The sequence below is a fragment of the Frigoribacterium sp. VKM Ac-2530 genome (assembly GCF_015350835.1).
GTDB lineage: Bacteria > Actinomycetota > Actinomycetes > Actinomycetales > Microbacteriaceae > Frigoribacterium.
Map to the genome: position 1 here is coordinate 837,956 of NZ_JADKSE010000002.1, position 11,978 is coordinate 849,933.

Below are 11,978 nucleotides of genomic sequence, written 5' to 3' on the forward strand. Positions count from 1 at the left end.
ACACTGCGGATTGGTGTGTGTACATGTTACGCGGTCGAGGAACGGCCGCGAGATTCGGGACTATTCGCCCTTGTTCTTCTGGATGATCTCCTCGGCGACGGCCGAGGGGACTTCCTGGTACGACTCGAACGTCATCGAGTAGACGGCACGACCCGAGGTCTTCGACCGCAGGTCTCCGACGTAGCCGAACATCTCCGACAGCGGCACGCTGGCCCGAACGACCTTCACACCACTGGCGTCTTCCATCGACGAGATCTGCCCGCGTCGCGAGCTGAGGTCGCCGATGACGTCGCCCATGTACTCCTCGGGCGTACGCACCTCGACCGCCATGAGCGGCTCGAGGAGAACGGGCTGGGCCTTGCGAGCCGCCTCTTTGTAGGCGATCGACCCAGCGATCTTGAAGGCCATCTCCGACGAGTCGACGTCGTGCGCCGCGCCGTCGAGGAGCAGCGCCCGGACGCCCACGGTCGGGTAGCCCGCGAGGACTCCGACCTGCATCGCGTCCTGGATGCCGGCGTCGACCGAGGGGATGTACTCCCGCGGGACGCGGCCGCCGGTGACCTTGTTGACGAACTCGTAGGTCGACTCGGCCGTGACCTCGTAGGGCTCCAGGGCGATCTGGATCTTGGCGAACTGACCCGACCCACCGGTCTGCTTCTTGTGGGTGTAGTCGTAGCGCTCGATGCCCTTCTTGAGCGTCTCGCGGTAGGCCACCTGGGGCTTGCCGACGTTGGCCTCGACGTTGAACTCGCGCTTCATGCGGTCGACGAGGATGTCGAGGTGGAGCTCGCCCATGCCCTTGATGACCGTCTGGCCGGTCTCGACGTTGAGCTCGACGCGGAACGTCGGGTCCTCCTCGGCGAGCTTCTGGATGGCCAGCGAGAGCTTCTCCTGGTCGGCCTTCGTCTTGGGCTCGATGGCGACCTCGATGACGGGCTCGGGGAACGTCATCGACTCGAGCACGATCTGCTCGGACGGGTCGCACAGCGTGTCGCCGGTGGTGGTGAACTTCAGGCCGATGACCGCGTAGATGTGGCCGGCGGTGACGCTGTCGACCGGGTTCTCCTTGTTGGAGTGCATCTGGAAGATCTTGCCGATGCGCTCCTTCTTGTCCTTGGTCGAGTTGATGACCTGGGCACCCGACTCGATGGAGCCGGAGTACACGCGGACGTAGGTGAGGCGACCGAAGAAGGGGTGCACCGCGACCTTGAAGGCGAGAGCCGAGAACGGCTCCGTCGACTCGGGCTTGCGGATGATGACCTTCTCGGCGTCGCGGACGTCGTGGCCCTCCATCGGAGGCACGTCGAGCGGCGAGGGGAGGTAGTCGATGACCGCGTCGAGCATCGGCTGGACGCCGCGGTTCTTGAAGGCGGAGCCACAGAAGATCGGGTACAGCTCGCTGTTGACCGTCATCTTGCGGACGGCGCCCTTGATCTCGGCGATCGTCAGCTCTTCGCCGCCGAAGTACTTCTCGAGCAGCGCGTCGTCCGACTCGGCGACCGTCTCGAGGAGCTTGGCGCGGTACTCTGCGGCCTTCTCCTTGAGGTCGTCCGGGATCTCCTCGATCTCGTACTTCGCACCCAGCTCGACGTCGCCCTTGGCGTCGCCGCGCCACGTCAGCGCACGCATCTCGACCAGGTCGACGACGCCCTCGAAGGAGGACTCCGCACCGATCGGGAGCTGCATGACGAGGGGCTTGGCGCCCAGGCGGTTGATGATCGTGTCGACCGTGAAGTAGAAGTCGGCGCCGAGCTTGTCCATCTTGTTGACGAAGCAGATGCGGGGCACGTCGTACTTGTCGGCCTGACGCCAGACGGTCTCGGACTGGGGCTCGACGCCCTCCTTGCCGTCGAACACGGCGACCGCGCCGTCGAGCACGCGGAGCGAGCGCTCGACCTCGACCGTGAAGTCGACGTGGCCGGGGGTGTCGATGATGTTGATCTGGTTCTTGTTCCAGAAGCACGTCGTTGCGGCGGACGTGATGGTGATGCCGCGCTCCTGCTCCTGCGCCATCCAGTCCATCGTGGCCGCACCGTCGTGGACCTCACCGATCTTGTGGGTGATGCCGGTGTAGTACAGGATGCGCTCGGTCGTCGTCGTCTTGCCAGCATCGATGTGCGCCATGATGCCGATGTTGCGGACCTTGTTCAGGTCGGTGAGCACGTCCTGTGCCACAGGTTCCTCCGAAGGGGTAGGTGGGGAAAGCGGGAGCCGAGGAGGCGCGGTGCACGTCGTGCGAACACCGCGCCTCCGTGGCTGTTACCAGCGGTAGTGCGCGAAGGCCTTGTTCGCCTCGGCCATCTTGTGAGTGTCCTCACGGCGCTTGACAGCAGCGCCGAGGCCGTTGGAGGCGTCGAGGATCTCGTTCATGAGGCGCTCGGTCATCGTCTTCTCGCGACGAGCCTTGGCGTAGGTGGTGAGCCAGCGGAGCGCGAGCGTGTTCGCGCGGTGCGGCTTGACCTCGACGGGGACCTGGTAGGTCGAGCCGCCGACGCGGCGCGAACGCACCTCGAGGGTCGGGCGCACGTTGTCGAGCGCCTTCTTCAGCGTGACGACGGCATCCTGGTCGTTCTTGGCGGAGACGCCGGCGAGAGCACCGTAGACGATGCGCTCGGCGAGGCCCTTCTTGCCGTCGAGGAGGATCTTGTTGACGAGCTGGCTGACGATCGGCGCACCGTAGACCGGGTCGGCGACGACGGGGCGCTTGGGCGCGGGTCCTTTACGAGGCATTACTTCTTGTCCTTCTTCGCACCGTAGAGGCTACGAGCCTGCTTGCGGTTCTTCACGGCCTGGGTGTCGAGGGCTCCACGGACGATCTTGTAGCGCACGCCGGGGAGGTCCTTCACACGACCGCCGCGCACGAGCACCATCGAGTGCTCCTGCAGGTTGTGGCCCTCGCCGGGGATGTAGGCGGTGACCTCGGTGCCGTTGGAGAGCTTCACACGGGCGACCTTGCGGAGCGCGGAGTTCGGCTTCTTGGGGGTGGTGGTGTACACGCGGGTGCACACGCCACGCTGCTGGGGGTTGGACCGCAGGGCGGGGGCCTTGGTCTTGACGACCTTCGGCGTGCGTCCCTTGCGGACCAGCTGCTGGATGGTTGGCACTGGTTCTCCTTGGTTGCGCTCTGCTCTCGGCCGGTGCTGCGCCGTGCAGTGCTCTGCTCTGTCCGACCGGATGGTCGGCGTCCTCGTCTCGTCGGGACCGGGCCGGATGAGGCCCTGCCCCGCCCGGCGACCGCCGCGTGACGAGCACGCGGAGCAGCTGGGGGACGGTGTGACCCTGCTCGTGCCGGGTCGTCGACCGTGGTACGAGCGGGATTTTCGGGCGCGCGATGAAGCGCACACCCGATAGAGCATAGCTTCGGCCAGGGGGTTAATCAAATGTCTCCGGGCTGCGACGGGACGCCCGGGGCGAACGGCCAGGCGCCTCCCTGCCCGGTCAGCGGGCGGGCTCGGCCCTCGAGACCAGCAGCGTGCCGAGCACGACGAGGGCGGCGCAGACGACCGCGCCGAGCACGAACGGCGACAACGCGTAGCGCGCGGCGAAGAGCACCAGCCAGACGGCCTCGCCGCGCACCACGGCGTACCCGACGCTCCCGACGAGGAGCATGACCGCCCAGACGGCGGCGGCTGCGGACACGACGGCGGGCCAGGGGCTCGGAGGCGCGGGCCGGGGACCGGGGACGCCGCCGCCCTCGTCTCCGGGGCGCGGGCCCCGGCGGGCCGGGCGGGCGTCGCGCAGGGGCTGGGCGGGGAAGGTGCCCCGCACCTCCGGCGCTCCCCCGTCACGGGCGTCGGCCAGCGCGGCCGAGCGCATCAGGGCGAGCAGGACGACGAGGAGGGCGGCGCCGCCCATGGCCGGACCGAGGAACGGGCCCGCGTCGGGCTCGGTGATCACGTCACGGTCGAGCAGCAGGCTCTCGAAGCCGGCCGTCGCCACGAGCAGGGCGCCGAAGAGGACGCTCGCCATCAGGGCGTAGACGGCACGGGTCATGAGGCGAGGGTACGCCGCGGGGCGTGCCGAGGCGGCCGGCCAGGACGGGTGCGGGCAGCGGACGGGCCCGGCTCCTCCCTGGGGAGGGAGGAGCCGGGCCCTGGTGGCGGAACCGAGCGAAGGAGGCGCGAGCCGGCTGGTCAGCGACCGCTGGCGGTCGTGTCCGTGCCCTCGTCGGTGCCCTCGGCCTGCGTCGGCGCCGTCGTCGTGGCGTCGCCGTCGGCGGGTGCGGTCTCGCCGTCCTGCATGACGAAGACGAGGCCGCCGACCGTCCAGGTCTGGGCGTCGGCCGCGACGGGCTCGCCCTCGGAATCGGTGCCCTCGCCGGCCTCGCTGCTCGTGATGGTGGTCACGAGGAACAGACGGGAGCCCTTCTGGAGGCGGTCGACGAAGTCGAGGGCTTGGTCGTAAGACCCCTCGATGTCGACCGTGACCGCGATGGTGGAGAAGTTCGCCGCGGTGACGGCAGGGTCGGTGAAGGTGGTGGGCGCCGTCGGACCGGCCGCCTCCGTCGGGGCGGCAGCCGACGCGTCGGCGCCCTCGGCGGGCGCGGTGCCCTCCGTCGTCGCGGCGTCCGCGACGGGAGCGGCCGCCGACGCGGGCATCTCGTACGAGACGGCGTCGGCCGTGGTGAACGAGGTGACGGGCACGCCGGCGGCGTCGGCCATCTCGTCGAGCTGACGGATCAGCTCGGGCATGTCGGCGGCGTCCGGCACGGAGGCACGGCGCGTGTCGCGGTCGGCCGCCAGGGTCGAGAGCTGGTCGTTCTCGGTGACGAGCTGCGCGAGCGTGGCCCGGAGGCCCTCGTTCTGCGTCTCCACCGTGCTGCGCTGCTCGGCCGCGGCGGACGCCGAGGCGAGCTGGGGCTGCACGCCGAGCAGGAAGCCCAGCGCGAGCACGGCCACGCCGCTGAGCGCGGCGACGATCATCTTGATGCGGTTGCGGTCCACGAGGTCACTGACCTTCCGTCGGGGCGAAGCGGTTCGAGAACGCCCGCTGGTCGATGTGCATGACGACGGTCGCGGCGTAGACGTCCTCCTCGAGGGCCACCGTCCCCGGCGTCGCGTCGGTGTAGCCGGGCAGCGCCGTCAGGCCGTCCAGCCAGTCCGGGACGCTCGGGAGGGTGTCGCTCTGCGCCGTGAAGGTGACCGTGCCGATGCGGGCCCCCTGGAGGGGCGTCTGCGACTGCGCGTAGTCCGCGATCGGCGACGCCTGATCGATGGTGATGGTCGAGATGGTCACGCCGTCGGGCAGGGTCGCCTGGATCTGCTCGAGGTACGAGGGCCAGGCGATCTCGGTGGCGCCCGCCACGGCCTGGGCCGCGCTGAGCAGCGTGATCTCCGTCTTCGTGTCGCGCACCTCGGTGTACTTGCCCTGCTCGAGCAGCAGCTGCTGCGTGTCGGCCTGGACGGCCAGCAGCTCGTCCTGCGCCTCCATCGAGCGCAGGGTGGCGCCTCCCACGGCGATGCCGACGACGGCGGCGACCCCGATCACGCCCATCCAGGCCCGTCGGACCGTGACGCCGCTGCGGCGCTCGGCCCGGACCTCGGGGGGCAGCAGGTCGACGCGGGGCAGTCCCCCGACGACCGCCGTGGCGGTCTTCTTCGTGCGGCTCATGCGGCGCTCCCCAGTGCGAGCCCGAGGGCCACGGTCATGTCGGAGGCGCGTCCGCGGAGGGCGGCCTCGTCGACGTTCTTGCCGAACGCGACGGTGGCGAACGGGTCGGCGACGACCACGGGCAAGCGCGTCACCTCGGACAGAGCGTCCGGGAGGCCCGGCAGCAGGGCGCCGCCTCCGGCCAGGACGATCTGCGAGATCGTCTCGGTCGAGCGCGTGTTGACGAAGTACTGGACGGTGTTGCGGAAGCTGCCGAGCAGCTCGTTCACCGACTCGAAGATCGCGGCCGACGAGGCCTGCTCCTCGGCGTTGGTGATCACGGTGCTGAGTCCGCGCTGGCGCTTGACGGCCACCGCCTCCTCGACCGAGACGCCGCGCTTGGCCATGATCGCCTGCGTGACGTCGTCGCCGCCCGAGGGGATGATGCGGACGAACTGCGGCACTCCGTCGGTCGCGACGATCACGGACGAGGTGCTGTGGCCGATCTCGATCAGGGCGACGGTGCCGGTGAGGCCGGGGCGGTTGATCAGGAGGCGCGTGTTCGCGAACGGGATGAGGTCGACGCCCATGGTCGACAGCCCGGCGAGCTTGCTGGCACGGACGTTGCCGAGGACGGCGTCCTTGACGGCGGCGATGAGCAGGCCGTTGAGCACCGGGCCGTTCTCGCCCTCGCTCTCCTTGTAGGGGTAGAAGTCGAGCAGCGCGTCGGCGACGGGCACCGGCAGCATGTCCTGCACCTGGAACGGCAGCGACTCGCGGATCCGCTCGCGCGACGCCTTCGCTACGGTCAGGTCGCGGGCGAGCACGCGCTGGTTGCCCATGCCGAGCACGACGTTCTTGCTCTTGAAGCCGCCGGCGCTCCAGAGCTGCTTGAGGGCGCTGGCGACGGTCTGGGGCTCGAGCACTTCTCCGCGGCTGGCAGCGCCGTCGCTGAGGGCCATCTCGGAGAAGCGGACGACGGTGGGGCGCGGCTTGTCGACGTCGGCGACCTCGACCGCACGGAGCGATCGGCTGCCGATGTCGACTCCGACGATGTTCTTCGTCATGGGGTGGTCTCTTTTCTGCGTGAGTTCGGGCTCACGCGAGGGTGAGGAGCTGGAGGTAGGAGGCGGCGACGATGCCGCCGACGAGCACGCCGGCCCAGGCGCCCGCGAGCATCCAGGGGCCGAAGGGGATGCCGCCGGTGCGCTGGGCACGACGGGTGGCGAGCAGGACGATCGAGAAGAGGCCGCCGAGCAGGAACGCGGCGAACGCGCCGACGACGAGCTCGCCCCAGCCCAGCCAGCCGAGCCAGAGGCCCAGCACGCCGGCGAGCTTGACGTCGCCGAGGCCCATGGCCCCGGGCTTGACGAGGGCGAGTGCCAGGTAGAAGACGAACAGGGCGGCCATGCCGACGACGCCGCGGAGCAGCGCGTCCCACTCCCCCGTCAGGACCGAGGAGGCGCCCAGCAGCACGAGGCCGACCGCGTACGTCGGCAGCACGATCGCGTCGGGCAGCCGGTGGTGCTCGACGTCGATGATGGCGAGCGCGACGCTGGCACCGGCCAGCCAGAGGAACGCGACGAGCTCGAGCAGCGCGGCGACGAGCGGGGCGGCCTCGGTGGGCACGTCGCCGAGCGGCCAGATGCGGGCGGCCACGACCACGAAGAACAGGCCCGTGGCGAGCTCGACGATCGGGTAACGGGCGGAGATGGCCGTCCGGCAGCTGCGGCAGCGACCCCGGAGGGCGAGCCAGCTGAGCACGGGCACGTTGTCCCGGGCCTTGATCGGCGTGTGGCAGCCGGGGCAGGCGCTCGGGGGCGTCGAGATCGACATGCCAGCAGGGACGCGGTACACCACGACGTTGAGGAACGAGCCGATCAGGACCCCACCGAGGCCCGCGGCGAGCGCCGCGACCGACCACGCGACGAAGGAGGCGGGCATCAGGTGGTCCTCCCCGCGGACGTGAACGCCGCCTTGACCTCGGTCGTCGTGGTGACGCCGTACTGGGTCGTGACGGGGCTGATGAACTTGGGCGGCGAGAGGTACTTGAGGCGCGCGTCGTACACGTAGTTCTTGACGTAGCCGTTGCTGCCGCTGCTCACGACGCCACGGAACCGCTGGGCGAGGGCACCGTTGAGGTTCAGCGTGCCCCGACGGCCACCGCGGTCGTAGTTCTGCACGAGGAGGCTGTGGTCGACGGAGATGATGGCGGCGTCGACCCGACGGACGCTCGTCGCGGAGCCCGGCAGCAGTGCCGTGTAGGTCGTGGTGCGCCCCGACACCGTCGCCTTCATCGGGTTGTAGATCCAGGCCGTGCCGGCCGGCGAGAAGCCGAGGATGTCGGTGCTCGCGTTGTCGTACTTCACGTCGCCCGTGATGTACAGGTAGTTCTTCGAGGCGACGGTCATCTTGCCCGAGAACGTGCCCTCGACGAAGACGTCGCCGCCGCGGGCGTCGTAGGCACAGGCGCCGTCACCGGTGACGTCGTCCGCCGGGGCCGTCTCGCCGGAGCGCGGGTAGCCGACGCCGTTGGCGTCGCACTTGCCCGCGGGCACGACGGCCGTCGAGGTGTAGTTCTTGTTGCTCGTGGCGCCGGGGACGTCCTGGACGTAGATCAGGTTGTTGTCGAGCACGGGGACGGTCGCGCCGCCCGCCGACTTGAGGTCGGAGATCTTGCCGCACATGTCCGGGGTCTTGCCCTCGGTGTCGTTGTCGCCGCCGGTCTGGGTGACCTTGGTGAGGGGCGACTTGATGGTCATGAACCCCGGCGTCGGCCCGAAGACGATCGACGTGGGCCCGGTGTAGAGGCAGCCAGGCGAGAGGATCTCCGACGGCAGGTCGAAACGCGTCTCGCGCTTCTGGGTCAAGTTCGTGGCGGGCATGCCGATGGACGACCGGAAGGTCGGCTGAGTGTCGCTGCCGGGGAAGTCCTGACCGGAGCAGGTCGAGTCGTTGGAGTCCTTCTTGATGTAGTTGACGCCGCCCCGGAGCGTGGTGTTCGAGGTCGTGACCGTCTTGAGGAACTTCGCGTCGCAGACGCGGATCGTGTCGTTCGAGTGCACGTCGCCGTCGAGCACGTCGCCGCCGCCGAAGGCGATCTCGCCGCAGTTGTCCGTCTTGACGCGTCCCTGCGCCACGTACTTGCGGCAGGTGGCCGAGCTCGTGCCGGCCTGTTCCGGGTCCCTGTCCTCGTAGTCGGTGAAGTACAGGTAGTCGATGAAGCCCTTCTGACGGACGTCGGCTACGACGGAGCGGGTGACGGCGCCGACCTTGCCGGTCGCGCGGATGCGCATGGTGCCCGATGCGAGGTAGGCGCTGCTGTCGACCTCGTAGCGGTACGAGGCCGTGCCGCCGCTGCTCGGCACCTCGGCCCACGACCCGGCGGCCGTGCCGAGCTGGAAGGCCGGGTTCGCCGTCGTCGGCGCCACGAGCGTGGGGCTGCTCACGCTGAAGGGCGCGTCCTTGTTGCCGTAGCGGTAGTAGTTCGTGTCGTTCGAGAGCCGCGCCTGGTAGTCCTCGACGCCGGCGTAGGCGGCGGACAGGGCGCCGGCCCAGTCCTGGTCGGTGTCCGCCTTCTTCAGCCCGCCGACCGCGACCGTCAACGCGGTCGCCGCCAGGGTCATGATGAGCATGCCGAAGATCAGCACGACGGCCATGGCCATGCCACGGTCGGCGTCGGCACGGCCGAGGCCGAGTCGTCTGCGGATGATCTTCACGGTGCGTCCTGTCTAGCGGGGGAGGTTGGGGGTGCCGATGGTGTTGACCAGGGTGACGCCGTTGTCGGCCTGCTGGGTCGTGCTCTTGATCGGCAGGGTGATCTGCACGAACGCGATGCGTCGGAGCTGCGCGTCGTCGAGGCGACCCGTCGAGCCCGGGTCGAGGATCGTCCTGTTCTTGTCGAGGTAGACGAAGAGCGGGGTGCCGGCGGGAGCGGCCACCGGTGCGGTCAGCAGGCGGGAGACGCTCGTCCCCGTGAACTGCCAGTAGGAGGAGCCGAGGCGGACGGACTGGGTCCGCACCTCGCGCAGTTTGCGGTTCGCATCGAGGTCGTAGGTGACGAGCACGGGCTTGGACTGGGTGTCGACGAAGTTGACGGAGGTGGAGACCGTGAGCTTCTCGGCGGAGGCCAGCTGGAACGCGGGCCTGTCCGCGGCGCTCGGCTGCTGCAGGTCGACGGCCGACCGGACGCTCTGGGCCAGGGCGTTCATCCCGTTCGACGACTCGCGCACGTTCACGTCGACGATGCGTGCTGTGCTGGTGGCCCGCGTGAGCGACAAGACCGTGCCCGAGGTGACGGCGAGCACGATTCCGAGGATCATCATCGCGACGATCAGCTCGACCAGCGTGATGCCCTGGTCGCGCCCCGCTGCCGCGAGCCGGCGTCGCAGGGCGGTCACGGCGCGGTCCGAGGATCGACCGTGACCACGGTGCCGCCGCCGCCGCCGAACAGGCCGACGATCGCTCCGACGAGAGTGGCCGCGGTGTAGGTGCCGTTCTCCGTGGAACTGCTCGCGAGGGTCCACGTGCCCGGGGGCAAGGCGATCGGGACGGTGTCGCTCTTCGGCGGCACGCGGAAGGTCAGGGTGGTGCCGAGAGCACAGCCGGGGTCACCCGTCGACTGGGCGGTCGTCGCCGCAGTCGCCCGGACGAACTGGTCGGTGGCTTTCACCTTGACCGGGACGGAGGTGAGGTTGACGCTGACGTCCCGAGCGATGTTGTCGACCGTGTAGTCGGGCGCCACAGCAGGACGCGCCTTGCCGGTGCGCTGGTCGGAGGCCGTGGGCCACTCCACCGGGTTCGGCGACTTGCAGGTGCCGCCGGCCGTCCCGGCCTTCGCGTAGCTGCCGCCGAAGACCTGGTAGCCGGACGACTGGGGGTAGAGGTACTGGGTGTCGGCCGGCGCCGTGACCACGGAGCGCGTGGCGGCGCTGACGAAGGTGACGGCCTGGTTCGTGGCCCGGATGGCCGGGCCCGACGCATAGGTGAGCTGGTACTGGTCGGCCCGCGCGTAGTCGAACTTCGCGTTGGTCGAGCTGCCGGAGCCGAGGGTGACCTGCTGGGACGGCGCCCGGTTCTGGTCGGGGGAGACCCAGACCTCGCCGTCGGCTCGCGACAGCGTGATGGTGTACGTGCCGGGCGCGACCTTGATGGCGAAGGCGCAGCCGTTGCGGTCGGTCGGCGCCGGGACGGACACGGCCTCGAGGGTTTTCGCGGTGTTCGGAGAGACGTCGGTCGCCGGGGCGACCGTGGCCGTGACGCCCTTGACGCCGGCCCCGGTCTGGTCGGTGACCGAGACGAGGATCGTGCCCGTCGTCGCGTCGTAGATCTTGCCGTCGGGCGAGAGCACGGTGTCCGCCCGAACGGGCGGCGTCGTCGTGCGCATCCCCGACCAGGTGACGGTGACGTTGACCCGCTTGTAGAAGAGGGAGCCCGCACCGGTCGCCCCGGTGAGGCACTGGCTGTCGACGCCGCCGGAGGTGACCCAGTTGACCTCGCGGGCGACCGTGAAGTCCGTGCCGTTGATGCCGGGGTAGCTGGTGGTGCCGCTCTCGAGCAGAGTGGCGTTCCCTGCACGGGCGAGGTCGATCTCCTGCGCGGCCAGGTTGGCGGCGGTCTCACGACCGCGGTTGTCGCTCGCCAAGGACAACGACAGGCCGATCGCGAGGATCGACCCGGTCGTGATTAGCGCGAAGACCAGGAGGGCGATCACCACCTCGATGATGCCGAGGCCGGAGTCGTCCCGGAGTCGGGCGGAACGCAGGCGCTGCTCGAGGCGCAGGAACATGGTGGGTCACCTCCCGGTCGGGTTCGAGGGTGCGGACTGGTGCGGAGGAGGAGCACTGTGGCGGGCGGCTTGAGCCGCCCACCACGGTGGCACGTGCTACTTGGTGGGGGTCACCAGGGCGGCAGCGGCCGGAGCGGTGCAGCCCGCCGGGACGGTTCCGGTGTACTCGTCAGTTCCCTTGGCATCCGTCGTGAAGAAGGTCTTGCCCGAGGTGCTGATCGCCGTGATGCAGAACGTCTCGTCCTTGGTGGTGGCGTTCGTGGTCTTGGTGAACTTGATCGGGCCGGCGAGGCTCGAGCCCTGGGTGAAGCCCGCGCGGGTGATCCCGTCGACCTGTCCGAGATCGGCATTCGTAGCCGGAAGTGCGTTCGTGGTCTGCAGCGAGATGACGGCGGTCTTAGCGTTCGTGAGGTCGCTCTTGACGCCGGAGTCCTTGGCGTTGCTCTGCACGCCGAGGTACACGGGGATGGCGATCGCGGCGAGGATGCCGATGATGATGACGACGACGAGGAGCTCGATGAGCGTGAAGCCCTTGTCCTTGTCCTGGGCGAGGTTCTGGCGGCGGGCGGAGAGCTTGCCCATGAGTGCGAAGTACATGACT

General features: G+C 69.5%; 12 protein-coding genes. All 12 read right to left on the reverse strand.

The window, feature by feature from the left end:
* Positions 1 to 60 precede the first annotated feature (60 nt).
* The 12 genes from fusA to ITJ48_RS16725 all read right to left on the reverse strand — a co-directional run bounded on the left by fusA (position 61) and on the right by ITJ48_RS16725 (position 11,974).
* Positions 61 to 2,175 carry an elongation factor G gene (gene fusA / locus ITJ48_RS12900; protein ID WP_194613952.1) on the reverse strand — a complete coding sequence of 705 codons (2,115 nt, stop codon included), beginning with the start codon at positions 2,173 to 2,175 and terminating at the stop codon, positions 61 to 63.
* Positions 2,176 to 2,259: 84 nt separating this feature from the next.
* Positions 2,260 to 2,730: a 30S ribosomal protein S7 gene (rpsG, locus tag ITJ48_RS12905; RefSeq protein WP_123547680.1), complete on the reverse strand. Its 471-nt coding sequence runs from the start codon at positions 2,728 to 2,730 to the stop codon at positions 2,260 to 2,262.
* Positions 2,730 to 3,104, reverse strand: coding sequence for a 30S ribosomal protein S12 (rpsL, locus tag ITJ48_RS12910; protein WP_043593380.1), 375 nt, complete (start codon positions 3,102 to 3,104; stop codon positions 2,730 to 2,732). The genes rpsG and rpsL overlap by 1 nt, the downstream gene beginning before the upstream one ends.
* 334 nt (positions 3,105 to 3,438) lie before the next feature.
* Positions 3,439 to 3,993 (reverse strand): DUF6121 family protein, encoded by a 555-nt coding sequence (locus ITJ48_RS12915; RefSeq protein WP_194613953.1) that lies wholly within the window; start codon positions 3,991 to 3,993, stop codon positions 3,439 to 3,441.
* 140 nt (positions 3,994 to 4,133) lie between these two features.
* Positions 4,134 to 4,943 carry a hypothetical protein gene (locus ITJ48_RS12920; protein ID WP_194613954.1) on the reverse strand — a complete coding sequence of 270 codons (810 nt, stop codon included), beginning with the start codon at positions 4,941 to 4,943 and terminating at the stop codon, positions 4,134 to 4,136.
* Between the two features lie 4 nt (positions 4,944 to 4,947).
* The gene (locus ITJ48_RS12925) at positions 4,948 to 5,610 is read right to left on the reverse strand and encodes a PilN domain-containing protein (protein WP_194613955.1); all 663 of its coding nucleotides are present in this window, start codon (positions 5,608 to 5,610) and stop codon (positions 4,948 to 4,950) included.
* Positions 5,607 to 6,656, reverse strand: a complete 1,050-nt coding sequence (gene pilM, locus ITJ48_RS12930) for a type IV pilus assembly protein PilM (RefSeq protein WP_194613956.1) — start codon at positions 6,654 to 6,656, stop codon at positions 5,607 to 5,609. Before pilM ends, ITJ48_RS12925 begins: the two co-directional genes overlap by 4 nt.
* A 31-nt stretch (positions 6,657 to 6,687) precedes the next feature.
* The gene (locus ITJ48_RS12935) at positions 6,688 to 7,533 is read right to left on the reverse strand and encodes an A24 family peptidase (protein WP_194613957.1); all 846 of its coding nucleotides are present in this window, start codon (positions 7,531 to 7,533) and stop codon (positions 6,688 to 6,690) included.
* Positions 7,533 to 9,308: a hypothetical protein gene (locus tag ITJ48_RS12940; RefSeq protein ID WP_228506897.1), complete on the reverse strand. Its 1,776-nt coding sequence runs from the start codon at positions 9,306 to 9,308 to the stop codon at positions 7,533 to 7,535. Before ITJ48_RS12940 ends, ITJ48_RS12935 begins: the two co-directional genes overlap by 1 nt.
* A 12-nt stretch (positions 9,309 to 9,320) precedes the next feature.
* Complete coding sequence (locus tag ITJ48_RS12945) at positions 9,321 to 9,989, reverse strand: prepilin-type N-terminal cleavage/methylation domain-containing protein (protein ID WP_194613958.1); 669 nt, start codon at positions 9,987 to 9,989, stop codon at positions 9,321 to 9,323.
* Positions 9,986 to 11,377 (reverse strand): hypothetical protein, encoded by a 1,392-nt coding sequence (locus ITJ48_RS12950; protein ID WP_194613959.1) that lies wholly within the window; start codon positions 11,375 to 11,377, stop codon positions 9,986 to 9,988. Before ITJ48_RS12950 ends, ITJ48_RS12945 begins: the two co-directional genes overlap by 4 nt.
* A gap of 96 nt (positions 11,378 to 11,473) precedes the next feature.
* A complete protein-coding gene (locus tag ITJ48_RS16725) occupies positions 11,474 to 11,974 on the reverse strand; it encodes a prepilin-type N-terminal cleavage/methylation domain-containing protein (RefSeq protein ID WP_194613960.1) in 501 nt (166 codons plus the stop codon).
* Positions 11,975 to 11,978 lie beyond the last annotated feature (4 nt).

Bases quoted from the DNA above. Each gene is read 5' to 3' on its own strand.
- rpsG (WP_123547680.1), bottom strand. From the start codon at position 2,730: ATGCCTCGTAAAGGACCCGCGCCCAAGCGCCCCGTCGTCGCCGACCCG.
- ITJ48_RS12915 (WP_194613953.1), bottom strand. From the start codon at position 3,993: ATGACCCGTGCCGTCTACGCCCTGATGGCGAGCGTCCTCTTCGGCGCC.
- ITJ48_RS12925 (WP_194613955.1), bottom strand. From the start codon at position 5,610: ATGAGCCGCACGAAGAAGACCGCCACGGCGGTCGTCGGGGGACTGCCC.
- pilM (WP_194613956.1), bottom strand. From the start codon at position 6,656: ATGACGAAGAACATCGTCGGAGTCGACATCGGCAGCCGATCGCTCCGT.
- ITJ48_RS12935 (WP_194613957.1), bottom strand. From the start codon at position 7,533: ATGCCCGCCTCCTTCGTCGCGTGGTCGGTCGCGGCGCTCGCCGCGGGC.
- ITJ48_RS12950 (WP_194613959.1), bottom strand. From the start codon at position 11,377: ATGTTCCTGCGCCTCGAGCAGCGCCTGCGTTCCGCCCGACTCCGGGAC.
- ITJ48_RS16725 (WP_194613960.1), bottom strand. From the start codon at position 11,974: ATGTACTTCGCACTCATGGGCAAGCTCTCCGCCCGCCGCCAGAACCTC.